Source organism: Shinella sp. (assembly GCF_052438155.1).
Taxonomy (GTDB): domain Bacteria; phylum Pseudomonadota; class Alphaproteobacteria; order Rhizobiales; family Rhizobiaceae; genus Shinella.
In genome coordinates, this window is the sequence record NZ_JBQVPI010000026.1 from 12,664 (window position 1) to 33,989 (window position 21,326).

Consider the following 21,326-nt stretch of genomic DNA (forward strand, 5'->3'; position numbering starts at 1 on the left):
TCAATGGCCTCGATCCCCATCTTGCCGGCGAAGGCGACAGCATATCAGCAGCAAGTACAGGCCCAGAACGCCTTGCGGCTCGTCACGAGCCAATCAATATCCACTCCTCTCTCTCCCAAGCGGACAACATCTGAAAGAACGCCAGTTATTCAATTTGGAAATCAAACGGAAAGCGAGGTCAGATGAGGCTCGAGTCGCATCGTTCGGGCGATTATGGCCAGCCCGCGCCGCAACTCGGCGCGAGTCCGGGGTGCACTGACGCTGCCCCTGACGGAAGGCAGAGCTTCACGTGGGGTCACGGCGAAGCCGGAGCCCCCCAACACGAATACTTCCTGCGCGCGCAATTGCTCGGAGAATGCTTCATTATGCCATTGCGGCGATAGCGGCAGCCACAGATGCGGAGAAACCTCCGGCAGGCGCAAATCGAAATCGGCGAACTCTTCCGCAGCAATTGCCATGCGCGCCTTGAGTTCGGATTTCTGTTCGTTGATCAATTGTGCGAGCTTGCCATTGGCTATCAAGCGCGTGAACACCATGGCGGACAAGGGGTTCATCATCAAAGTCGTGGCCCCGACGGCCGCGGCCATAAACTCGGCAGCCTTTTCGTTGCCGACCGGTGACTTGGCGAAGCCGATGCGGACGCTCGGAGACACTGCTTTCGAAAGCCCGGTCAAATAAAACGTGTTTTCCGGATAAAGCGACGCAAGCGTCGATGGCTTATCGTCGACAAGGGCGCCATAGATATCATCTTCGATAACGATCAGGCCGTGGCGACACACCACCGCCACGATCTCGACACGGCGCTGCTCGCTCAAGGTGATCGTCGTCGGGTTCGCCAGGCAGGGCACCAGGAACAACGCCTTGGCATCCACTCGCTGACACGCGGCCTCGATTTCCGATGGAAGAATACCCTCATCGTCTCCCTTGATGGTTACGACGACAAGCTTGAGCAGGCGCGCGACCGCGATCAGCCCGCTAAACGTTGGCCGATCCGCCAGGATGACATCGCCCGGGGAAAGCACCGAGGAAAGTACGGCGAACAATCCGTGTTGGGTTCCGCTCGTACAGATGACCGCGTCTGGATCGGTTGCTGCGCCGTTCTGCTCCATGAACTGTGCAGCTGCCATGCGGACGCGTTCGTTGCCCGCAACCGGCTCATATCCACGGATGTCATCCATTGCTCCGCTACCGCCAATCTCGGCAATGGTTTCGGTCAAGATGCGGCTGAAATTGGAGGCTGCCGCTGCGTTGGACGACAAGTCGATTTCCGCCCGCGCATTCCGTCTGGAATGCGGCCGCTGATCTGTGACATGCGTTCCGCTGCCGACCAAACTCTGTATGATCCCGGCCTTGCGCAGGATGTCGTAACTCTTCGCGGCGGTCCCAAGATTGATTTCCAGCCTTTCGGCCAGATCCCGCAACGTGGGCATTCGCGCGCCCGGCGCGATGACGCCGTCGGTGATCTGCCGCTTCAAGGCATCGGCAATGTGATCGCGCAGGACAGTCTCTACGTCAAAAGCCTGCTCGAAAAATCACCCGAGAAATACAAAGTGCTCGAAGGAAATTTCTCGCGCGAGGAAATCGCAATGGGCATGCCGGCAGGAGATTTTGACTGGTGGCGCGTCGTTAACACATTCGTCAACGAATACGACAAGTCCGGGCATAACGCGGCCGCTTTCAAGCATTGGTTCGGTCGCGAAATGCCTGCTTTCGACTAACCGAACGCCCCAACGCCTGTAGTACACGAGCGCCGCGGCAATCGCGGCGGCGCCAGCCGAAGAGCGACGATGTACCAAATCAATTTCACGACAGTTCTCCCGATACTGGCCGATTTGCCATGGGCAATTTTCAGAACGCTCGCTATCAGCGCCATCTCGGTCGTTCTCAGCATGATCGTCGGCACCGTCGGCGCACTGTGCCGCCGCTCCGACAACGGTGTCGTCAGTACTCTTGCCGGTGCCTATGTCGAGTTCGGCCGAAACATTCCACTGCTCGTCATCATGTTCCTGATCTTCTTCGGCTTGCCGGAAATGGGCATCAGGATCGGAGGCTTCTGGGCAGCGACAATCGCCCTTACCCTTGCAAGCGGCGCGTACATGACGGAGATTTTTCGCGCCGGCCTGCTCGCCATTCCGCGCGGCCAGTTCGAAGCGGCCATCGCGCAAGGCATGACACGGATCCAATCATTCCGCCACCTCGTCTTTCCTCAGGTCCTGCAGGTCATATATGCCCCGCTCGGAAACCAGGTCATCGCGACTGTGCTCGGATCGGCCTTCGCCTCCGCGATCGGCGTCAACGATGTCGCCGCCTGGATGGAAAATGCCGGCTCGGTCTCCTACCACTATTTCGAAGTCTTCCTGATCGCCGCGGCGGTCTACATCGTCATTTGTCAGCTATCAACCTTGTCAGGTTGTTGATCGGCCTGCGCTTCAACCGCAATCATGGAGGGCGGCGTCCTTGATGTTATTCGCCTATTCAAAATTCTTCCTGATTGGCGCCGCGATGACCGTTGCGATCAGCCTGCTCGCCCTTCTGGCGGGAGGTGTCGTGGGAGTGCTTGTCGCGTTGCTTCGCCGAAGCCGCTTCGTCGTGCTGCGCCTGCTTGCCCTGTGCTACGTAGAAGTGTTGCGGTCCACGCCAATCGTGCTTCTCATGTTCGTCTGTTATTTCGGCACGACACTCGTGCTCGGCTTCGATATTTCGGGCTTCGAGGCAGCGGCCCTGGCCCTATCGCTGGCATCAAGTGCAATGATGCCCGGGGTGATTCGAGGGGGTATAGCAAGCGTCGGCCAGGGCCAGTGGCAGGCCGCGCGCGCTGCGGGTTTCACGCCATTTCAGGTCGCTCTCTACATCGTCGCGCCGCAAGCGGTTCGCGTCATCATACCGCCAACCGTCGGCGTCTACGTCGCGACCGTCAAGGATTCTTCGGTCGCTTCGATCGTTGGCATTGTCGAGTTGACCAAGTCGGGACTTCTGGTGCGCGAATCCATCGGCATGAGCTTCGCGTCGTTTGCCATCATCGCCCTCATCTACTTCGTGCTGAATTATTCAATATCGCGTGGCGGAGCCATGCTTGAAGAACGGTTCAAATATGCAACTTGAGAAACATAGTTCCAGCGACCGCAAAATCCTGGAAGTACGCGACCTGTCCAAGACTTATGGCTCCGTGCAGATCATCAAATCGATCGGCTTTACGGTGCCGGCAGGCCAGACCCTGATCATTGCCGGCCCGAGCGGCACAGGAAAATCGACGCTGTTGCGTTGCGTAGACGGTCTGGAGACGACCGACGGCGGCAGCATCGTTTTTGAAGGCCAGACCATTGACGCCAAGCATCGCAGCATCGTCGCGCTGCGGCGGCGGATCGGAATGATCTTTCAGAACTTCAATCTCTATGCGCATCTGACCGCACTCGAGAATGTTATGCTGGCGCCCGTGAAGATCCTCAAGGAGGACCGGGAGGTCGTGCTGAGCCGAGCACATGAACTGTTTCGCAAGGTCAAGCTTACCCACCGCATCTCAGCCTATCCATCGCAGCTTTCGGGGGGTGAACAGCAACGCGTGGCAATCGCCCGGGCGCTTGCGATGAACCCTGCCCTGCTTCTTTTCGATGAACCGACCTCGGCGCTCGACCCGGAAACGGTTGGTGACGTCTTGTCGGCAATGCGCGATCTCGCTGCAGAAGGCCGCACTATGCTGGTCGTCACGCATGAGATGGGATTTGCCCAGGAAGCCGGGGACAGGATGCTTGTGCTCGCCGACGGCAAGATTCTGGAAGATAGCCCGCCACGTAACATTATCCGTAATCCGAAGGAAGAGCGCACCCGGCGATTCCTTGGTTCCGTCCTACAACATTGACGTAAGTGCGAAAGGTCCCCTCACTCCGTGCCCATTGTTCGAATTTCCACTTCCGGATCAGTCGCCTCCCGCATGCGGTCCGATATGCTTCACCAGACGAGAGAAAGCCTGATCGCCACGCTTGGCGCCCAAAGCGACGCCTTCATCATGCTGCTTGAGCAACCTCAAGCAGAACTACCGCCGCGGGCGTCCACAGACTATCTGCTTGTTGAGATCACGCTCTTTCCGGGTCGCAGCGACGACTGCAAGCGCGCAGCCTACGAAGCTCTTCGCACGCTGTTTCACGATATCGGCCTGCGGCCCGAAGAGATTTCCCTAGTTTACATCGAGTCGCGAAGTGAAAACTGGTTTCAGGGCTGAATCGCACACCGCCAGGGAAAGCCGTTAAAGTCTTCCGTTCTTGCCGCTATGACTTCGGCTCAACGCGCTCCGACTGGCGCTGCAATTCAAGGATGTTGAGAATCAGAAGAGCGACGAATTGCGCGGTTGCGTCAGCGATATTGCATGCTGGTACTCCGTGAAGACGATGCCGGCCAACCGCTTGTTCCGGGCGAGATAGTTCAGCAGGATCGCCGCCTGGATGAAGGTTAGTCCGCCCGGCTCGATCGCGCCGACGCCAAGTGCGACCGGGGCGTCCATGCCCACTCGACCACGTCAACCGGCAGTTCTTCGCTCCCGCGCCGAACATGCTGTGGCTTTCCGATTTCACCTATGTGGCAACCTGGCAGGGCTTCGTTTACCTGGCCTTCGTGATCGACGCCTTCGCCTGCCGCATCGTCGGTTGGCGGGCAAGCCGGACTGCTCATGCGGGTTTCGTCCTCGATGCCCTAGACCAGGCACGTCATGATCGGCGCCCCGTCCAACGAGGCCGAAGAACAATATTTGCCATGCTGGACGCACCGGCATTGGCTGCATAACTTAAACCAAAGGGTCTCCGGTAAACCCGGGGCGGTTCAGATCGATAGAAAGTCTGCTCCGATATACCGACCTGCCGGATCAGATCCGCAACCGGCAAACCGAGCTCGACCTGCTTCAAAACCACAACGCCCTGCTCGACCGAAAACCGCTTCTTCTTCATGGCCAATTCTCCTTTCAACCAAGAGGAAAATCCGCCGAACACCAAGAGCAAAACCGGACCACTTTCGCCGTGTCACCTCGTCCAAACGGCCACCTTATTCCCACCAACTAGACGGGGAGATGGGCTTGGCGAACAAGCTCGCCCTTGAGACGGGCCGTCTCCAGGCCCAACTCGATGAACCGATGGGCGTGGCGAGCGAGTGCGATGTTGTCGTCCCATAGATTGCGCCAGATTGCGGTCTTCAGCGACAGGTCCTTGTCGACGATGGTTGTCGAGAAGGATTCGAATGTGACGTAGTCGTCCCAGCCAATTGCCACCAGCGCGTCAAAGATTGCTGCGAAATCGATCGTGCCCGTGCCGAGATAGCCGCGGTGGCTTTCACCGATATGGATGTAGCCGATCTTGTCGGCAGCATGGCGGATCGCCAGGCCGACATCGGCTTCCTCGATGTTCATGTGGAAGGTGTCGAGGTGCAGCAGCACGTTGGACGCACCCGTATCGCGTATATAGGCCATGCCCTGCGCCGCGGTGTTCAGCATGTTGCTCTCGAAGCGGTTGACGATTTCGAGATTGAGCGTGACGCCGGCGGCCCTGGCACGGTCGGCCACCTTGGAGAGCGCGGCGACGCTGGTATCCCAACTCTTGCGGGTGAGCGTATGTTCCTGCTTGCCATGCGCTGAGCTCAGGATGCCGGCAAGCTTCGTGCCGCCGAGATCCCGCACTAGCGCTACCGCGCGGTCGAGAATATCCGTGCCATTGGCGACCACCGATGCGTCATCGCTGGAAATGTCGCCTTCCGGCGGCAGGCCCATGCTGATCGCCACATCGAGGCCGAGTTCCTGGATGCGACCGGCAAGCCATGTCACGTCGACCTGTTTCGGATCGAGATAGGAAAACTCGATAAGCTTGTAGCCGAGCCTGTGCGTGTTCTCGAGCGCCTTTTCAAGCTCGCCACGCGAGGAGCCCGCGCTCCAGACGAAGGAATGGATCCCGATTTTCGACATATCCCGGCTACTTTCTGAAAAAATGGATTAAACAGGGTCGGCCGGGCACGCCGCTTTCGCCTGCGTGTCCGGCCGTCTGGGAGGATTGTTTAGCGGGCGGCACTCCAGCCCTTGTAGTCCTTGACGTTTTCCGCCGTGATCAGCTGCGGGTCGAGCAGCACGACTGGCTCAGCTGGCTTGGTGCCGTTCAGCACTTCGACGCCAAGCTTCAGCGCCTGGCCGGCCATGACGTAGGGGTCCTGCGATGCCGATGCCTTGATCATCGAGTTGCCGCTCGCGAGCGACGTTTCGATATCCGGCGCACCATCGACCGCGGTGAAGAAGAACTCGCTACGGTTCAGCTGCTTGGCGGCAAGCTCTGCGCCGATCGCGGTCGGGTCGTTGATCGCGAAGACGGCATCGATCTTGTCGAAGCGGGTGAGCAGGCCCTGCATCACGGCAAGTCCGCCATCGCGCGAACCCTGGCCGTTCTGGTCGTCGGAGAGGATCTTGATGTCGGCGTGTTTACCGAGCGCATCCTTGCAGCCCTGCACACGCTCGAGGATCGAGGAGGAGGCCGGGCCGTTGATGATGACGACATCACCCTTGTTGTCGAGCTTGTCGGCGATGTAGTTGCAGGCTTCCTCGCCGGCCTTGACGTTGTTGGTCATGACGGTGACGTCGGCGCCGGGGGCGGAGACGTCGAAGGCGGCGACCACGATGCCGGCGGCCTGCGCCTTCTTCACGGCAGGTGTAATGGCCTTTGCATCGACGGCATTCAGCATGATGATGTCGACACCGGCGGCAATGAAATTGTCGACCTGCGAGACCTGCTTGTTGAGGTCATAGTCGGCCGAAACCGAGATCACCTCGACATTGGGGTTGATCTCCTTGGCGCGGTCCTCGATACCCTTGATGGTGGCGACGAAGAACGGGTTGCCGAGCAGGCCGACCGAAATGCCGATCTTGTTGAGATCCTTGGCGGCTGCGGGCATGGCGAGTGCGGCGGCCATGGCGGTGCCGACGAGCAACGTGGACATTAGACGCATATTTTCCTCCTTTGGTGGCGCTTGCCGCGCCGTTATCTCCGGTTGCGACCGGTTCGTTCAGCCGGACCTCATGTCCGACTCATTCCATTGAGCCTGTAGCGATCGAGGCCGACGGCGACGATGATGACGAGGCCCTTGATGATGTACTGCCAGATATCCGAGACCCCGACGAGGATGAGGCCATTGGAGAGGACAGCGATGATGAGCGCACCGATGAGCGTGCCCCAGATCGAGCCGACCCCGCCGACGAAGCTGGTGCCGCCGAGGATGACGGCGGCGATCGCATCGAGTTCGTAGGCCTGGCCGAGCTGCAGGCCGTTGGCGGCATAGAGACGGGCGGCCGACATGGCGCCGCCGAGGCCAGAGAGCAGGCCTGACATCGAATAGACGAAGAGCAGCACCAATGGCACCTTGATCCCGGTCAGCCGTGCGGCCTCGGAATTGCCGCCGACGGCATAGATCCAGGTGCCGAGCACCGTGCGCTTCAGGATGAACCAGGAAGCGACAATCGTGGCGATCGCGATCACGGCAAGCCACGGCACGCCGAACAGCGAGCCGTTACCGATGAAGTCGAAGGGCAGGTCCGGGTTGAAGACGGTCGTATCGCCGCCAAGCAGGCGCGCCACGCCACGGATGGCGGTGAGCGAGCCGAGTGTCACGATGAAGGGCGGCAGCTTCAGCCAGGCGATGATCGCACCGTTGAGAAAGCCGCAGGCAAGGCCCGCCGCGATCGCCGCGGGAATGCCGAGCATGCCGAGATCCGGCACCAGCGAGACCATGACCGCGACCATGGCCGAGGCCGCAAGAATCGAGCCAACGGAAAGGTCGATGCCACCCGTCAGGATGACGAAGGTCATGCCGGCCGCCAGCACCGTGTTGATCGACGCCTGCTGCATGACGATCGACAGGTTGTTAACGGAGAGGAACCGCCCGCTGAGTACATGGAAGCCGATCGCCAGAAGCACGAGGACCGGCAGCATGCCGAGCGCGGTCAGCGTCGAGCGCAGTTTCAGCTTTTCCATCCGGCCCTGTTCGGTTTCGCTTACACTCATGGTTCCGTCCCGTCTTCTTCGTTTCTACGTTCGCAATCAGGCCGCATGGCCGGCAGAACCGGTCGCAAGCGCCATGATCGCTTCCTGTTCGATCGGCGTTTCCGCCGAACCGGTCACCTCGCCGGCGATCCGGCCGTTGCGCATGACCAGCACGCGGTCGGCAATGCCGAGGATTTCCGGCAGGTCGCTGGAGATGACGACGATGGCGATGCCGTTCTGGGCAAGCTCGTCGATGATGCGGTAGATTTCCGACTTGGCGCCGACATCGACGCCACGCGTCGGCTCGTCGAGAATGATCGCCTTGGGCTTCGTCTCCAGAAGGCGGGCGAGCAGCGCCTTCTGCTGGTTGCCGCCCGACAGGGCGCCGACATTGATCCGCGTGCCGGCCGTGCGGATCGACAGAGATTTCACGGCATGCGCCGCCCGCTCCCTGGCCCGCGCGAAATCACGAACACCACCGGCTTTCGCGTCCGCCGAAAGAACGCCGATATTGATGTTGTCACTGATCGACATGTCGAGGAACAGGCCAAGCGCCTTGCGGTCTTCGGTGAGATAGGCAATGCCCGCATCCAGCGCGTCACGCGGCGAGGCAATAGCAAGCGACGTGCCGTTCAGCACCACTTCGCCATCGGTCCGGCGGTCGGCGCCGTAGACGAGACGCGCAAGCTCCGTGCGCCCTGAGCCGACGAGGCCGGCAATGCCAAGCACTTCGCCGGCGCGGACATCGAACGAGCAATCATGCACCTTTATGCCGTCGCCGATGTTTGTGACCGACAACACCGCCGCGCGTTCGCCCGCAGCCTGCCTGTGTTCCTTCTTGTAGAAGGACGAAAGGTCACGGCCGACCATCATCGAGACGAGTTTTTCCGCGGAGAGGTCTGCGCGCTCCAGCGTCCCGACATAGGTGCCGTCGCGCAGCACGCTGACCCGGTCGGAGAGCTGGTAGATCTCCTCCATGCGGTGGCTGATATAGACGATCGCTATGCCATCGGCCTTGAGACGGGCGATGACATCGAACAGCCTGTCGGTCTCGCGACTTGTCAGAGAGGTCGTGGGCTCGTCCATGACGATGATGCGGGCATTGGTCGTCAGCGCCCGCGCGATCTCCACCATCTGCCGCTCGCCGAGCGAAAGCTCCGCGACGCGGCGGGAATACTCGAAGCCGATGCCGAGCTGCTTAAGGATGGGCTCTGCCCGCCGGCGCATTTCCGCGCGGTCGGCAAGGCCGAAGCGCGATGGCTCGCTGCCGAGGAACATGTTCTGCGCCACCGTCAGGTTTGGCGCGAGCGACAGTTCCTGGTAGATGACAGCAATGCCGTAGGCCTTGGCCTTCAGCGGATCACCAAGGGTCACGGCCTCGCCGTCGATCAGCACCGTGCCGCCTGCATCCGCCGTATAGGCGCCCGACAGGATCTTCATCAGTGTCGACTTGCCGGCCCCGTTCTCGCCCATTAGCGCGTGCACTTCGCCCGGATAGACAGTGAAGCTCACCTGGGACAGCGCCTTCGATGCGCCGAATGTCTTGCTGATATCGCGCATCTCAAGGAGCGCGTGCCGCTGGTTCGCAATGATCGTCATGCGCGCATCTCCTTTCGCTTGTTGCGTTTGTCCGTGGTCATGGCGTCGACATGCCGACGCCATTCGTGGCGATATTCATCGAGGCCGGGAATGGTCGCCGGATCGGCGACTGCACAGTCGTTGACGAAGGGATTGCGGCCGATAGCCTCGAAGACCAGCGCGGCGGCGCCGAAGGCGCTGCCTTCCGGATTGGCACTGGTATGCACAGTCTGGCCGGGCCGCAGCGCGCTGAGCACGGAGGCATAAAGCCCCGTCTTCACCAAACCGCCATCGATGACGATCGCATTGTCCGAACCGATGAGGTCGAGCGACAGGTCCGTCATCAGCGCGACATAGAGTAGCGCGGCGGCGGCCCGCTCCTCGCCCTCAACAGCGGGACCGATGAGGCGGCCCTCATGCCCCGATATCGGCCCTCCCGGCGCGAAGGATGGCAGGGCAAAGACCCGCTTGGCGATGACCGCGGCAACGGCCTGCGGAGAGATTGGCTTTACCCATCCATCGCTGGCAACATCATACTCCCGGCCGCCCATGAACCGAATGGTCGCGACCGGTTGATGATCGACCGTGACGTTGGCGAGCATGTCGCGCGCAGCGTCGAGCCGCTCGAGCGGGCTTGCCGGATTGAAGATGATCACCCAGGTGCCGGTCGATACCAGCGTAAAATCGGTAAAGCCGAGCGAGCGGTAGAAGTAGAGCGCAGCATTGCTGTCGTGCACGCCATTGTGGACCGCGACCTCCACGCTGCGACCGTCTTCGAGCGTCACGGCATGCATGCCGATGACGTCACCAGCTCTCGCGAATTCCGGCATCCGGCCGCGCCAGTCCATTCGCTCGACGAGACTGCTGAAATCGTCTTGCAATGGCGCCCAGAGATTGGAATGGCAGCCGAGATAGGAGACTTCTGAGACCGTGCGGCCGGAAAACTTCCAGCTCCAGAACTGCGGATACGCGAGGATGGCGTCGGCCTTGCCAATAAGATCCGAGTCCCGTTCGTTGAGCCAGAGCAGATGCCGTCCATAGTTGAAGCCAAGCGGCAGCGGCGGCGAAAAAGTCTCGGCAAATTCCGGCGCCATCGCGTCGATGCGCGCGGCGATATCGACGGGCGGTTCCTGCTCATAGTCCAGGATCGCATGGACAAGCCGGTCGCCGGCAACGAGCGCAAAGGTGCAGCCATGGCCGGAAAACATGATACGCTCGACACCGTGCGCTGCAACGACACGGGCAAGTTCGTCCTTCATCCAGCCAAAGAGCGCGGCATCGTCCAATACGCGCAGATCTGCTTGCTCGTGCCATATTGGACGCGTGCGCGCTTCGTCGATCACGTGACCTTCGGTCGAAACGACGAAAAGCTTCGAATTGGTTTTGCCGAGATCGAAGACGGCGATGGGGGACTGGTTCAACTTGCCCCTCCCGTGTTCGCAATCACGATTGTGACGCCCCCGTCTTCCAGCATCTTGGCGGCGGCGTCGGTCAGGCCGTCATCTGTAATGATGGTGCCGATGCGCGAAAGTGGCAGGGCGACATGGCGCGGCTGGATGGAGAATTTCCGGCTGTCTGCCAACAGCACGATCTCGTCGGCGCAGGCCGCGAGTTCGCCGATCACCTTGACGAGCAGGGGATGGGATTCCAGCAGACCCTTGCCGCTGATGCCCTGCGTGCCGACGAAAAAGCGCGAGGCGAAAAAACCCGGGGAGCCTGCTGCCGCGTCGTGGATTATGCCGGGCTCGCGGTAGAGTTCGCCGCCGGCAACCGATAGCTGGCACGTGCCGTGTTCGCCAAGATGGGCGGCAAGCGGCATGGAATTGGTCCAGACGCGCAGGTTGCGCCGGGCAAGCAGGGTGCCGAGCTCATAACAGGTCGAGCCTGCATGCACGATGATGGAATCCCCGTCGCGGACGAGTTCCGCCGCCGCAGCGGCGATCGCCCGCTTTGCCTCGACGGCGATGTCCCGGTTTTCGTCATAGGGCCTTGCGGAAAGGCGGCCGCTGTCGCCCGCTTCAATGGCGGAAATGCCGCCATAGACTTTTCGCGCCCGGCCGAGTTCGTGAAGCTTGTCGATATCCCGACGGATCGTGGCGGGAGACGCGGCGAGATGCTCCTGCAGATCGCGCACCGAAGCGAAAGGCGTCTCACGCAAGAGGTCAATGATGGCCTTGTGGCGTTCGGTGTCGTTCACGGATGCTCCTCTCCGGCGTCTCCCTCGCCGATGAACGAAGATAATCACACTAATTTAGATCCATCAAGTGGTTTGAGGTTATTTCTTCATTCTTGACGATGTCCAATCATAATAATACCATTGATAGAGAAGTTTGCTCATCATTCGCGATACACGGATGAGGCTGACAAGATTGTCTAGAGGAGGAGGCCAGCATGGCTTCGGGCATTCGGGCGGAGGACATTCCGGCCTTCGACGCATTTCTTGATCTTTCGCGGGAGATCGGCAGCGACATCCTGAAAACGCAGGGTGCCGGCGGCAATACCTCTTTCAAACGAGATGGGGTGATGTGGGTCAAGGCATCCGGCACCTGGCTCGCCCATGCCGGCGAACGCGATATCATGGTGCCCGTGACGGTGGCACCGCTGGTGGCGGCGTTGCGCGGCGGGGATCCACGTGCGGAAAAAGCAACGGACTTCATCGCCGCCGCGCTGAACGCCTCCGGCCTCCGCCCCTCGATCGAGGCCAGTTTTCACGCCGTGCTGCCACAGACGGTCGTGGCGCATTATCACTGCGTCAACACCATCGCGCTCTCGGTGCTGGCCGACCGGGCGGCAGCGATCGCGGCGCGTATGGCGAAACTTCCTGACCTCACATGGGCAACGATCCCCTATCGCCGCCCCGGCACGCCGCTCGCCCACGAGATCGACCGCGTTGCCAATACCCGGCCGGACGTGTTGATCCTATCCAACCACGGCATCATCGTCACCGGCGAGACCGTGGGCGAGGTGCGTCAGCGTATCACCCGCGTTACCGAAGCGCTTTCCGTCGATGAGCGCGCCACGACAGCAGCCGATCCGGCCATCCTTACGAGCTTGGCGGAGGGCTCGGATTTTCATGCCGCGGAGGATGCCGGGAGCCACAAGACAGCACTCAGCCCGGCCAGCGTGGCTGCTGCCACGCTGGGTTCGCTCTATCCGGACCATGTCATCTTCCTTGGCACGGAGATCGGCCTGCTAGCCGATGGGGAGACTGCAAAAGCCTACACGGACGAACGCCGCTCGCGCGACCTCCCGGTCCCGAAGATGCTGCTTGTGCCGGGCTATGGCGTGCTGCTTGCCAATGAACTCACCGCCGGGGGTCGCGTGATGGCGCGCTGCCTGGCGGAAGTCGTCTCCCGCATTCCGGAGGGCGCATCGGTCGCCTACCTCAAACCCGAGCAGGAACATGAATTGACCCACTGGGAGGCCGAACAATACCGTCAGGCGCTCGACCGCAAGGCAAGCGAGCGAACATGAGCGCCGCTACCAAGCCCGCCGTAGCACTCGGCATCGATCTCGGCACCTCCGGGGTGCGGGCCGCTTTGCTTTCCGAGGACAGTGCGCTCGTCGACATCGCCGCCTTCCCTTTCCCGGATGCAGCAGCGGCGCGACTGCCCTCCATCTGGTGGGCCGGCGTGCAGTCCTGCCTAGCCGAACTCGCCTCGCGCAATTCTTTTGCCTCACTCGAGGGGCTGGCCGTGGACGGCACGTCCGGTACAGTGCTCGCGGTCGACGTCGACGGTATGCCGGTCGGCCGGGCACTGATGTACAATGATCCCTGCCCCGACCCGACCGTCGTCGACCGCATTGCCGCGCAGGCGCCTGCGGATAGTCCTGCGCGTGGGGCGACATCTGCGCTGGCGCGCGCCATTCACCTGTCGCGCCGGCCGGGTGTATGCGGTGTCATGCACCAAGCCGACTGGATCCTGATGAAACTTGGTCTCGCCACCGCGACAAGCGATGAGAACAACGCGCTCAAGACCGGGTACGATCTCGCCACCGAGCGTTGGCCGGACTGGCTGGAGACCTGCGGTATGGACATTGCGCTGCTGCCTGCGGTCAAACGGGCCGGTGCGCCCTTATCGCCGGTCGGGGCAACAAGAGTGGCACTCGGCCTGCCGCCCGGATGTCACTACCATGCGGGCACGACCGATGGATGCGCCTCTTTTCTGGCGACGGGTGCTTCGGCCATCGGTGACGGTGTGACTGCGCTCGGCTCGACGCTGGTCGTCAAGCTTGCATCCGCGATGCCGATCAATGCCGCCAACTATGGTATCTACTCACACCGCATCCTCGATTTCTGGCTTGCGGGGGGCGCGTCCAACTCCGGCGGCGCAGTCATCCGCACGTTCTTCGATGGCGACCAATTGAAAGCCATGACGCCGAATCTGCGGCCGGACACGCCGACCGGTCTCGCCTACTACCCGCTGCCGGGGCTAGGCGAGCGCTTCCCTGTCAACGATCCCATCCACCCGCCCCGGCTGGAGCCGCGCCCGGCCGACGATGTCACCTTCTTTCAGGCGATCCTCGAAGGGATTACCGCCATCGAAAAATCGGGTTACGACCGGCTGGCTGAGCTCGGCGGCCCGAAGGTGTTGTCCATCCGCACAGTCGGGGGTGGCGCAGCCAATCCCGCCTGGACCAGAATGCGGGAAAACACACTCGGCGTTCCCTTTCTTGCGGCGCGTTCGGCCGAAGCGTCGGTCGGCACGGCTTCTCTAGTTATTGCCGGAAAGGCCCGCTGGCCATGAGCATTGCGCCACAGACTACCCTTGCCACCCTCGCCCAGCGCTACGATGCCTTTTTTATCGACCAGTTCGGCGTCCTGCGGGATGACGAGGGTGCCTATCCAGGTGCCAACGCAGCTTTGCTTCATCTGAAGGCACTTGGAAAAACCATTGTCATCCTTTCAAATTCCGGCCGCAGCGGGGACTACAATGCCGAGCGTCTGGGCAAACTTGGATTCGACCAAGCGGGTTTTGATCGCTTTCTGACGTCTGGCGATGTCGCCCATTCCATTCTCGCCCGTGAGACCGGCGGCAAAGCCGGAGGTACGCGCTGTCTGACAATCTCAAGCGGGGGCGATCGCAATCTTGCTAAACGCCTCGGCTTTGAGAGCGTCGAGGACGCAACGCTCGCAGATATCGTGATCATCTCGGGAAGCGAAGCGGAAAGGATTCCGCTCTCAGCCTATCGCCAGCAGCTAAGGCCTGCTGCGGAACGCAGGGTGCCCTGCTACTGCACCAATCCCGACCGGCACAAGCTGGTAGAGGGCGGTGGCACGGCACCAGGCGCCGGCAGCATCGCGCTTGCATACGAGGAACTTGGTGGTCCGGTGCGCTGGTTCGGCAAACCCTATCCCGCGATATACCAACAGGCCCAATCCTTGGTTTCCAACATTGCCGCTGATCGCATTCTCTGCATCGGCGACAGCATCGAACACGATATTGCAGGCGCCGCCGGCGTGGGCCTCGCGTCCTGCCTCGTTCGGACTGGAATCCTTGCCGATAGTTCCCAAAGCGATCTCGCTGTGATCTCCGATACGCATGGAGCGTTTCCCGATTATCTGCTGGAACGCCTCGCGGTCTGAATGACTCTATGTGCGCAGGATCGGAGTCGTGGAAACCCTTTGGCGCGAATGCTGGATGCAAGCTATAAGGTCGTGTCGCCTCCAGTTTCATCCGCCATATCAGAGAACTGGTCCGCATTCGCTTCCTGCCGACTGAACAACCCCGCGGGAGTGTCAGTTTAACGTCGCAGGAACAGGCGCTCGGTCACTGCCGCTGATCAAGCTACCGCACCGGCGCTAGCTTTCCAGTGCGTGATTGCGCCGAGGCGATGCAGATGGATAGCGATGGCTGAGCGTTTCGTGCGGGGCCGAACGAAGAGATTTCGTACTGCCGAGAAGACGCTCGCGAAGCGTTGCAACCCGCCTGATGGGCGAAACCGTTGCATCGTCTTATCCCGTTTTCGAGGGGTAGATGTGAATTTTCGGCCCGATTGTTAAGACCCTTGTACTATCGATGCTCAACGCTAGGCATGACCTGTCGCCGTGCCTCTTCATAGGAGCGGAGCTTTCGGTGACGATACGCTTCGGCCAGCCCCCTGCTTCTTCACCAGCCCGATCAGCAAGCGTCGTGCAGCCTTGGTCTTGCGGCGGGCCTGGACGATCTCGTCGAGAACATAACCCTCCTGATCGACGGCGCGCCAGAGCCAGTTTTTTGCCGCCGCCAGAAATCAGTAGCTTGTCCAAATGCCAGGTATCGATCGAACGGGCCGGCTTTCGCCGAAAATGACTGGTATAACTCGGACCGAACTTCTTTTCCCGACACCGGATTGTCTCATAGGAGATGACAATGCCGCATTCCAAGAGCATTTCTTCCACCAGCCGTGGGCTTAGCGGAAATCGGAGTACAGCCAGACAGCATGAGCGATCACAGAGCACGAGAAGCGGTGGCACCTGCAAATGATAGAGGACGGGATCATAGCCGCCAACGACCAGAAAAGAGCTTCAACGCCAGTTAACCTGACATCCCCCGATGAGAATCTGCAACCGTGCGTCACAGCGCAATAGCCGGCTTCTATGTTCGGAAGGGGCACCACGCAGGGCAACTTGGCTCAGCAGATGACCCGCGGCAGAGTGATACGAGCACAGAACCCCGCATCGCGGTTTTCCAGCACGAAGGAGCCGTTCGCTTCCTCGACAAAGCTTTCGACTATTGCCAGACCAAGCCCTGCGCCCTCGCTCGTCGTGTCGAGCCGGCTGCCGCGCTTTAGCACGAAATCGATCTCGCTTTCCGGAATGCCCGGCCCATCGTCGGCGACATCGATGATGACGGCATTCCCCTCCACCCGCGCAAAAATGCCGACCATGGTTTTGGCATAACGGGCGGCGTTCTCGGTGAGGCTACCGAGGATTTCCGCCAGATCCTCCGCGTCGATGCGAAGGACAAGCCCCTGATCCACCTCCTGCTGCCAGTCGAGATTCCGGCCAGCCGGTGTGCGCGACACGACACTGACGACATGCGCGACGACCCGGCCTAGATCGCTGCGCGCGGCATGTCCGCGCTCTGCTTGGCGGGCCCGCGCCATTTCATGATCGACATGACGACGCATGCGCAGGATGATCGCCTCGATGTCGCGGGCCACCCCTTCCTCGCCGCGTTCGCGCAGGCGCAGCACATCGCCGGAGAGGATTTGCAGCGGCGTCTTGAAACCATGGGCCAGATCGGCAGCCCGCTCGCGTGCCTTGCGAAGCTGGTTTTCACGCGATTGCAGCAGGCCATCCACTTCGCCGGTCAGCGGCAGAACCTCGTCCGGAAAATCGCTACCGAGCCGCTCGGCCTCGCCCGCGCGGATGGCGGAAAGGCGCCCGGTCAGCATCGCGAGCGGCCGCAGGCCGACAAAAATCTGTACGAAACTGGCGGCGAGAAGAAGTGCTACAAGCACCTGGAGATAGGGCAGAAGATCGGCCTCGAACTCCCCCGTTGCGCGCGAAATTTCAGCGCGGTCGATCGCAACCGCAACCCGCACCGGGCGGGCGCCCGCCCGTGCGGCTGTCACTACCTCGCGTTCCACCAAGAGCAACGGCACACCAGCCGGCCCTGTTATGGTTTCCACATGAACACCGCCAGCCTGAATGTCCGGCATGGCGAGCACGCTATCCCAGAGCGACCTGGAACGCAGACGTTTTCCCTCCGCCCTCGATCTGCCAGTAGAGACCGGAGAGGGGGCGCTCGAAGCGAGGATCCACCGGCGGCTTGGCGAGATCCAGGATCGCACCCGGCCGTTCGGCAAGGCCGCCAATAATCTGGTTCAGGTGCAGCTCCAACTCGGCAACAATGCGTCTTTCCACATGCCTTTCGAAGAGAGCGGAAAGAACGAAGAACGCCGCCACGAGGGCGGCGACGATAGAGGCGGCTCCCGCCAGTGCCAGGCGAAGGCGTAGCGACCGGCGCGTCACGGCGCGTTCTCGCCCATATAGTAGCCGAAACCACGCCGTGTGCCGATCGCAACGGCGCCGAGCTTCTTGCGCAGCCGGGCAACGAGTGCCTCCAGCGCGTTGCCGTCCCGCGAGTAATCATCGCCGTAGAGATGCTCCTGCAATTCTGCGGGCGTCACGATGCGGTCGCGATGATGGCCGAGATAACTGACGAGGCGATATTCTAGCGGCGTGAGCGCCTGCGGCACGCCATCGACGCTGACACGCATGGCGCGCGTATCAATGCTCAGCGGTCCGACGGCAATCGTCGTGGCGCCATGGCCGACGGAGCGGCGGATGAGCGCGCGCACGCGGGCGAGCAGCTCCTCGAACTGGAAGGGTTTTGGCAGATAGTCGTCGGCACCAGCATCGATGCCCTCGACGCGCTCCGCCCAGCTTCCTCGTGCCGTCAGAACGAGTACCGGCATGTGGCGACCATTCGCGCGCCATTTTTTCAGAAGAGACATCCCATCCATGCCGGGAAGACCAAGATCGAGCACGATGAGATCATAGTCTTCCGTATCACCGAGGAACCAGGCATCCTTGCCATCCGACACAGCCTCGACCGAATAGCCGGCACTGGTCAGAACGGCGGATATGTCGGCGGCAATGCGGGCATCGTCTTCGACGAGCAGCAGGCGCATCAGTCGGCATCGTCCTCGATAATCGCCAACGACTTGGCATCGAGTTGGAGCTCGACGATCTGGCCGGACGGCTGGATGAATTCGAGTTCGTATATATACCGCTCGTTTTCTCGCTCAAGTTCGACTTCGATCAGATCGCCCTGCACATGCTTGCGCGCCTCGGCGACGATCTCCTCCAGCGGCCGGACAAGCCCTTGCTCGAGCGCCCTACGGGCTTCCTCATGCTCCAGCGCATCATCATCGTCATCCGCTTGTGCGCCGCCGGGCGGCGCTATGGAGAAAGCGGCGAGAAAGACAAGCGCCAGTACGACGGGGGAAGAAATCTTCTGGATCATGCTCCCGTTTCTACGCGAACGAAGCTGACAATTCGCTGACAGCGCCTGTCAGGCAAGCAACAGGCGGGGTGTGCGAATCCTCCTGCGACAACACAGGAAAGGACCTCCGTCATGTTCATGAAACCGACCGGCATCTTCGCCGCAAGCATTCTCGGATTGGCGCTCATCGCTCCGGCCCAGGCCCAAACCGCAACGGCCCCGGCGCGCAAGACGCTGGAGCAGATCGTCGCCGGGCTATCAGCCAAGGGCTATGCGATCCGCGAGATCGAGATGGATGACGGCCATTTCGAAGCGACCGTCGTCGACCCGAAGAGCGTCGTCAGTGAGGCCAAGATCGACGGCTACACAGGTGAAATCCTGCGCCTCGAACGCAAGCACTGATCCCCTACCCAAACACTTCCCTTCAACAAGGATATTTCTCATGGCCAAGATCATCGGTACGTCCACGGCAAACACGCTCAAGGGCAAATCGACGGCTGACGACATTTACGGCAACGGCGGCAATGACAAACTCTTCGGTTACGGCGGCGATGACGATCTTAACGGCGGTACAGGCAACGACTGGCTGCAGGGCGGCACGGGTAACGACGAACTGACCGGCGGCGCGGGCCGCGACAGCTTCGTCTTTTCCAGCGGCCGCGACGAGATCGACGACTTTTCCACGCGCGACGACAAGATCGTGATCGACACCAAGCTCGGCATCACGTCCTTCGCCGATCTGATGAAGACGGCCAAGACGGTCGATGGCGGGGAAGACGTCCGTTTTGACTTCGGCAATGGCCACACGCTGACGCTGGAGGACACGAAACTCTCAAGCCTGAAGGCCAGCCATTTCTCCTTCCAGTCTGTCAATGCCACAGAGCCGAAGGACCCGCTTTCAGGCAATGACACGCTGCATGGCAACAGCAAGGCCAACACGATTTTCGGCGGCGCCGGCAACGACAAGATCTTTGGCGGCAATGGCCATGACGAACTGGACGGCGGCACGGGGAACGACATCCTGTCGGGCGGAGCCGGTAATGACGACCTCGAAGGCGGTACTGGCAACGACCGTCTTTTCGGTGGCCCCGGCAACGACGAGCTGGAAGGTGGCGCTGGACGCGACACATTCGTCTTCAGGGCCGGCAAGACCGAGATCGAGGATTTCAAGACCGGCTACGACTCGATTGAGATCGCCAAATCGCTTGGCGTGTCCAACTTCGCCGACCTCACCGATATCGCCCGCACCGCCGATGGCGGCGAAGACCTCGTGTTCGATTTCGGCAAGAGCGAATTGCGCCTGGAGGACACCAAACTCTCTGATCTCTCCGCTTCGGACTTTCTCTTCACCTGAGGACAATACCCTCTACAGAAAGGGCGAGCCAATTTCCCGCCGCCCTTTCGATCCGCGCCAGCAGATGCCTTTGCCGGTAGACCACCATCTTGTTGAAAGGACCCCTGTGGGAATGAAAGTCGGTCAGTCGCGTATAATCAGCATCATCCGCTGAACCAGCTGTTGTAGGCCTCAGCCAGGCCCACACATCGCCCGCATTCTGATCGCAATTGGCCGGGACGCATTCCGCGTGGCGCTCATGACGATCTCGGGCCTGCAACCCTGTCGCGTTTCGAACTGGTGACCGCAGAGAATTCCCACGCTGCCTATCGTCGTTGCAAAACCGGATCAAAATTGCCGGTCTTGTGGAGTGTGCCCCTGAGGGCGGGCAGATAGGCTCAATGAATTGACCGGGCTTACCGGGTTTCCGAAAGTGGAGCCCATGGCAAAACATCGCATTCACAGTATGGAATTCAAACGGCAGGTCGCGCAGGAGTTTATCGCGGGCGAGACGCTGAATGGTCTGGCACAGCGCCACGACGTGTCGCGCAACTTGATCCGGAGTTGGGTGTGCAAGGATGAGGAAGGCGGTTCGACGATGATGCTCAGGCCGCCGACCTCATCCAGGAATACGAGGCCCGGATCGCTGCCCTCGAACGCCCCGTCGGCAAACAGGCGCTGGAACTGGAGTTTCTAAAGGGACCATGAAAAGCGCACCGCGGCCGAGAAGCGGAGCTACATCCACCATCACCGGCCCGCTGGCGTCTCCGTCGCCGAAGGATGCGGCTGATGGGTATCGCACGCTCGGTCGACTATGGCAGCCCGGTAAAGCCTGTCGATGATACCTCCATCGTCGAGGCTATGTTTTCCATCTGCGATGAATTTGAATTCTACGACTATCGACGCGTGGGTGCCGCGCTACGCCAGCAGGGCTTGGTCATCAACCACAAGAAGACCAGACGGTTAGTGCGTCAACACAATCTGCATCCGAAGGTTCGCCACAGGTTCGTCGCGACCGCGGCTCTCAATACGCAGCTCAGGCATACCGGGATGCACTGGCTGGCGGTGATCTCGTCGGCCCGATGGGTCGGAGGGGGAATCCCTATGACAATGCCAAGGCCGAAAGCTTCATGAAGACGCTGAAGGTCGAAGCGGTCTACCCGATGGCCTATGAAACGTTCGAAGAGGTGGCCGAACACCTTCCCCACTTCATAGAGGAGGTTTACAACACACGCAGACTTGATTCAGCGCTCGGCTATTTGAGCCCGCAGCAGTTCGAGGTTCAACACATCCGGCAGACTGGCAAAACAGCGGCCTGATCACTGTCCGCCCTCAGGGGCGCACTCCAGTCTCGGGAATTTCCACGCGACAGCTTCTCCATGCGTAGCAGCAAGCCCGACGATCCCAAGGTTTTGATGGGGTCGGCTGGCGAATAGAAAGACGGCCCGGCATTTGGCCGGGCCGTTGAACTCCTACAAAAAT

At 60.9% G+C, this 21,326-nt stretch carries 25 protein-coding genes and 4 pseudogenes; 14 read left to right on the top strand and 15 right to left on the bottom strand.

What is annotated here, in order from left to right; genetic code table 11:
* Window positions 1-161: 161 nt before the first annotated feature.
* Both ACT6VE_RS28345 and ACT6VE_RS28350 read right to left on the bottom strand, forming a co-directional pair.
* Window positions 162-1,259: an aminotransferase-like domain-containing protein gene (locus ACT6VE_RS28345; RefSeq protein WP_444801683.1), complete on the bottom strand. Its 1,098-nt coding sequence runs from the start codon at window positions 1,257-1,259 to the stop codon at window positions 162-164.
* Between the two features lie 108 nt (window positions 1,260-1,367).
* Window positions 1,368-1,475 (bottom strand): annotated as a pseudogene (locus tag ACT6VE_RS28350) (hypothetical protein); the annotation flags it as partial.
* 12 nt (window positions 1,476-1,487) lie between these two features.
* Here ACT6VE_RS28350 and ACT6VE_RS28355 point away from each other — a divergent pair.
* The 5 genes from ACT6VE_RS28355 (at window position 1,488) to ACT6VE_RS28375 (ending at window position 4,216) form a co-directional block, all read left to right on the top strand.
* Entirely contained in the window at window positions 1,488-1,718 is a 231-nt protein-coding gene (locus ACT6VE_RS28355; protein WP_444801640.1) for a hypothetical protein, read from the top strand.
* Window positions 1,719-1,787: 69 nt separating this feature from the next.
* Window positions 1,788-2,417, top strand: a complete 630-nt coding sequence (locus ACT6VE_RS28360) for an amino acid ABC transporter permease (RefSeq protein ID WP_444801641.1) — start codon at window positions 1,788-1,790, stop codon at window positions 2,415-2,417.
* 43 nt (window positions 2,418-2,460) lie between these two features.
* Complete coding sequence (locus ACT6VE_RS28365) at window positions 2,461-3,102, top strand: amino acid ABC transporter permease (protein ID WP_444801684.1); 642 nt, start codon at window positions 2,461-2,463, stop codon at window positions 3,100-3,102.
* Window positions 3,074-3,856: an amino acid ABC transporter ATP-binding protein gene (locus ACT6VE_RS28370; RefSeq protein WP_444801642.1), complete on the top strand. Its 783-nt coding sequence runs from the start codon at window positions 3,074-3,076 to the stop codon at window positions 3,854-3,856. The genes ACT6VE_RS28365 and ACT6VE_RS28370 overlap by 29 nt, the downstream gene beginning before the upstream one ends.
* Window positions 3,857-3,940: 84 nt before the next feature.
* A complete protein-coding gene (locus ACT6VE_RS28375; RefSeq protein ID WP_444801643.1) occupies window positions 3,941-4,216 on the top strand; it encodes a tautomerase family protein in 276 nt (91 codons plus the stop codon).
* Window positions 4,217-4,318: 102 nt separating this feature from the next.
* Here ACT6VE_RS28375 and ACT6VE_RS28380 read toward each other — a convergent pair whose 3' ends face one another.
* The gene (locus tag ACT6VE_RS28380; RefSeq protein WP_444801644.1) at window positions 4,319-4,495 is read right to left on the bottom strand and encodes a hypothetical protein; all 177 of its coding nucleotides are present in this window, start codon (window positions 4,493-4,495) and stop codon (window positions 4,319-4,321) included.
* Here ACT6VE_RS28380 and ACT6VE_RS28385 point away from each other — a divergent pair.
* Window positions 4,492-4,722: pseudogene (locus ACT6VE_RS28385) on the top strand (DDE-type integrase/transposase/recombinase); the annotation flags it as partial. The gene ACT6VE_RS28380 and the pseudogene ACT6VE_RS28385 sit on opposite strands and share 4 nt — an antisense overlap.
* Before the next feature lie 92 nt (window positions 4,723-4,814).
* Here ACT6VE_RS28385 and ACT6VE_RS28390 read toward each other — a convergent pair.
* The 7 genes and pseudogenes from ACT6VE_RS28390 to ACT6VE_RS28420 form a co-directional block, all read right to left on the bottom strand.
* Window positions 4,815-4,934: pseudogene (locus tag ACT6VE_RS28390) on the bottom strand (transposase); the annotation flags it as partial.
* A gap of 107 nt (window positions 4,935-5,041) precedes the next feature.
* Window positions 5,042-5,938, bottom strand: a complete 897-nt coding sequence (locus tag ACT6VE_RS28395) for a sugar phosphate isomerase/epimerase family protein (protein ID WP_444801645.1) — start codon at window positions 5,936-5,938, stop codon at window positions 5,042-5,044.
* Window positions 5,939-6,027: 89 nt separating this feature from the next.
* Complete coding sequence (locus ACT6VE_RS28400; protein ID WP_444801646.1) at window positions 6,028-6,966, bottom strand: ABC transporter substrate-binding protein; 939 nt, start codon at window positions 6,964-6,966, stop codon at window positions 6,028-6,030.
* Window positions 6,967-7,034: 68 nt separating this feature from the next.
* Window positions 7,035-8,018 carry an ABC transporter permease subunit gene (locus tag ACT6VE_RS28405; RefSeq protein WP_444801647.1) on the bottom strand — a complete coding sequence of 328 codons (984 nt, stop codon included), beginning with the start codon at window positions 8,016-8,018 and terminating at the stop codon, window positions 7,035-7,037.
* Window positions 8,019-8,054: 36 nt separating this feature from the next.
* On the bottom strand, window positions 8,055-9,596 hold the full coding sequence (locus ACT6VE_RS28410; protein WP_444801648.1) for a sugar ABC transporter ATP-binding protein: 1,542 nt from the start codon (window positions 9,594-9,596) through the stop codon (window positions 8,055-8,057).
* Window positions 9,593-10,996: an FGGY-family carbohydrate kinase gene (locus ACT6VE_RS28415; protein ID WP_444801649.1), complete on the bottom strand. Its 1,404-nt coding sequence runs from the start codon at window positions 10,994-10,996 to the stop codon at window positions 9,593-9,595. The genes ACT6VE_RS28410 and ACT6VE_RS28415 overlap by 4 nt, the downstream gene beginning before the upstream one ends.
* Window positions 10,993-11,772 (bottom strand): DeoR/GlpR family DNA-binding transcription regulator, encoded by a 780-nt coding sequence (locus tag ACT6VE_RS28420; RefSeq protein ID WP_444801650.1) that lies wholly within the window; start codon window positions 11,770-11,772, stop codon window positions 10,993-10,995. The genes ACT6VE_RS28415 and ACT6VE_RS28420 overlap by 4 nt, the downstream gene beginning before the upstream one ends.
* 194 nt (window positions 11,773-11,966) lie before the next feature.
* Here ACT6VE_RS28420 and ACT6VE_RS28425 point away from each other — a divergent pair, with 194 nt between their 5' ends.
* From ACT6VE_RS28425 to ACT6VE_RS28435, 3 genes are read left to right on the top strand one after another with little or no spacing between them, the layout of a single operon-like run.
* Window positions 11,967-13,049 carry a class II aldolase/adducin family protein gene (locus ACT6VE_RS28425; RefSeq protein WP_444801651.1) on the top strand — a complete coding sequence of 361 codons (1,083 nt, stop codon included), beginning with the start codon at window positions 11,967-11,969 and terminating at the stop codon, window positions 13,047-13,049.
* Entirely contained in the window at window positions 13,046-14,323 is a 1,278-nt protein-coding gene (locus ACT6VE_RS28430; RefSeq protein ID WP_444801652.1) for an FGGY-family carbohydrate kinase, read from the top strand. The genes ACT6VE_RS28425 and ACT6VE_RS28430 overlap by 4 nt, the downstream gene beginning before the upstream one ends.
* Entirely contained in the window at window positions 14,320-15,162 is an 843-nt protein-coding gene (locus tag ACT6VE_RS28435) for a TIGR01459 family HAD-type hydrolase (RefSeq protein ID WP_444801653.1), read from the top strand. The genes ACT6VE_RS28430 and ACT6VE_RS28435 overlap by 4 nt, the downstream gene beginning before the upstream one ends.
* A 197-nt stretch (window positions 15,163-15,359) precedes the next feature.
* On the opposite strand, the pseudogene ACT6VE_RS28440 reads toward ACT6VE_RS28435, so the two are convergent.
* From ACT6VE_RS28440 to ACT6VE_RS28460, 5 genes and pseudogenes are all read right to left on the bottom strand, one after another.
* Window positions 15,360-16,058: pseudogene (locus tag ACT6VE_RS28440) on the bottom strand (IS6 family transposase).
* Between the two features lie 132 nt (window positions 16,059-16,190).
* Window positions 16,191-17,222, bottom strand: a complete 1,032-nt coding sequence (locus ACT6VE_RS28445) for a sensor histidine kinase (RefSeq protein ID WP_444801654.1) — start codon at window positions 17,220-17,222, stop codon at window positions 16,191-16,193.
* A 10-nt stretch (window positions 17,223-17,232) separates the two neighbouring features.
* Window positions 17,233-17,535, bottom strand: a complete 303-nt coding sequence (locus tag ACT6VE_RS28450; RefSeq protein ID WP_444801655.1) for a hypothetical protein — start codon at window positions 17,533-17,535, stop codon at window positions 17,233-17,235.
* Window positions 17,532-18,197, bottom strand: a complete 666-nt coding sequence (locus tag ACT6VE_RS28455) for a response regulator transcription factor (RefSeq protein WP_444783524.1) — start codon at window positions 18,195-18,197, stop codon at window positions 17,532-17,534. Before ACT6VE_RS28455 ends, ACT6VE_RS28450 begins: the two co-directional genes overlap by 4 nt.
* Window positions 18,197-18,532, bottom strand: coding sequence for a PepSY domain-containing protein (locus ACT6VE_RS28460; protein WP_444801656.1), 336 nt, complete (start codon window positions 18,530-18,532; stop codon window positions 18,197-18,199). The genes ACT6VE_RS28455 and ACT6VE_RS28460 overlap by 1 nt, the downstream gene beginning before the upstream one ends.
* Window positions 18,533-18,643: 111 nt before the next feature.
* Here ACT6VE_RS28460 and ACT6VE_RS28465 point away from each other — a divergent pair, with 111 nt between their 5' ends.
* From ACT6VE_RS28465 to ACT6VE_RS28485, 5 genes are all read left to right on the top strand, one after another.
* A complete protein-coding gene (locus ACT6VE_RS28465; protein WP_444783526.1) occupies window positions 18,644-18,913 on the top strand; it encodes a PepSY domain-containing protein in 270 nt (89 codons plus the stop codon).
* Window positions 18,914-18,953: 40 nt separating this feature from the next.
* The gene (locus tag ACT6VE_RS28470) at window positions 18,954-19,865 is read left to right on the top strand and encodes a calcium-binding protein (protein WP_444801657.1); all 912 of its coding nucleotides are present in this window, start codon (window positions 18,954-18,956) and stop codon (window positions 19,863-19,865) included.
* 421 nt (window positions 19,866-20,286) lie between these two features.
* A complete protein-coding gene (locus ACT6VE_RS28475; protein ID WP_444801658.1) occupies window positions 20,287-20,541 on the top strand; it encodes a transposase in 255 nt (84 codons plus the stop codon).
* A 92-nt stretch (window positions 20,542-20,633) separates the two neighbouring features.
* Window positions 20,634-20,978: an IS3 family transposase gene (locus ACT6VE_RS28480; protein ID WP_444801659.1), complete on the top strand. Its 345-nt coding sequence runs from the start codon at window positions 20,634-20,636 to the stop codon at window positions 20,976-20,978.
* Window positions 20,975-21,163 (top strand): IS3 family transposase, encoded by a 189-nt coding sequence (locus ACT6VE_RS28485; protein ID WP_444801660.1) that lies wholly within the window; start codon window positions 20,975-20,977, stop codon window positions 21,161-21,163. Before ACT6VE_RS28480 ends, ACT6VE_RS28485 begins: the two co-directional genes overlap by 4 nt.
* Window positions 21,164-21,326: the final 163 nt, after the last annotated feature.

Bases quoted from the DNA above. Each gene is read 5' to 3' on its own strand.
- ACT6VE_RS28475 (WP_444801658.1), top strand. From the start codon at position 20,287: ATGGCAAAACATCGCATTCACAGTATGGAATTCAAACGGCAGGTCGCG.
- ACT6VE_RS28400 (WP_444801646.1), bottom strand. From the start codon at position 6,966: ATGCGTCTAATGTCCACGTTGCTCGTCGGCACCGCCATGGCCGCCGCA.
- ACT6VE_RS28470 (WP_444801657.1), top strand. From the start codon at position 18,954: ATGGCCAAGATCATCGGTACGTCCACGGCAAACACGCTCAAGGGCAAA.
- ACT6VE_RS28480 (WP_444801659.1), top strand. From the start codon at position 20,634: ATGGGTATCGCACGCTCGGTCGACTATGGCAGCCCGGTAAAGCCTGTC.
- ACT6VE_RS28395 (WP_444801645.1), bottom strand. From the start codon at position 5,938: ATGTCGAAAATCGGGATCCATTCCTTCGTCTGGAGCGCGGGCTCCTCG.
- ACT6VE_RS28405 (WP_444801647.1), bottom strand. From the start codon at position 8,018: ATGAGTGTAAGCGAAACCGAACAGGGCCGGATGGAAAAGCTGAAACTG.
- ACT6VE_RS28445 (WP_444801654.1), bottom strand. From the start codon at position 17,222: ATGCCGGACATTCAGGCTGGCGGTGTTCATGTGGAAACCATAACAGGG.
- ACT6VE_RS28460 (WP_444801656.1), bottom strand. From the start codon at position 18,532: ATGATCCAGAAGATTTCTTCCCCCGTCGTACTGGCGCTTGTCTTTCTC.
- ACT6VE_RS28375 (WP_444801643.1), top strand. From the start codon at position 3,941: ATGCTTCACCAGACGAGAGAAAGCCTGATCGCCACGCTTGGCGCCCAA.
- ACT6VE_RS28380 (WP_444801644.1), bottom strand. From the start codon at position 4,495: ATGGACGCCCCGGTCGCACTTGGCGTCGGCGCGATCGAGCCGGGCGGA.
- ACT6VE_RS28365 (WP_444801684.1), top strand. From the start codon at position 2,461: ATGTTATTCGCCTATTCAAAATTCTTCCTGATTGGCGCCGCGATGACC.
- ACT6VE_RS28465 (WP_444783526.1), top strand. From the start codon at position 18,644: ATGTTCATGAAACCGACCGGCATCTTCGCCGCAAGCATTCTCGGATTG.
- ACT6VE_RS28485 (WP_444801660.1), top strand. From the start codon at position 20,975: ATGAAGACGCTGAAGGTCGAAGCGGTCTACCCGATGGCCTATGAAACG.
- ACT6VE_RS28425 (WP_444801651.1), top strand. From the start codon at position 11,967: ATGGCTTCGGGCATTCGGGCGGAGGACATTCCGGCCTTCGACGCATTT.
- ACT6VE_RS28430 (WP_444801652.1), top strand. From the start codon at position 13,046: ATGAGCGCCGCTACCAAGCCCGCCGTAGCACTCGGCATCGATCTCGGC.
- ACT6VE_RS28435 (WP_444801653.1), top strand. From the start codon at position 14,320: ATGAGCATTGCGCCACAGACTACCCTTGCCACCCTCGCCCAGCGCTAC.
- ACT6VE_RS28410 (WP_444801648.1), bottom strand. From the start codon at position 9,596: ATGACGATCATTGCGAACCAGCGGCACGCGCTCCTTGAGATGCGCGAT.
- ACT6VE_RS28455 (WP_444783524.1), bottom strand. From the start codon at position 18,197: ATGCGCCTGCTGCTCGTCGAAGACGATGCCCGCATTGCCGCCGACATA.
- ACT6VE_RS28360 (WP_444801641.1), top strand. From the start codon at position 1,788: ATGTACCAAATCAATTTCACGACAGTTCTCCCGATACTGGCCGATTTG.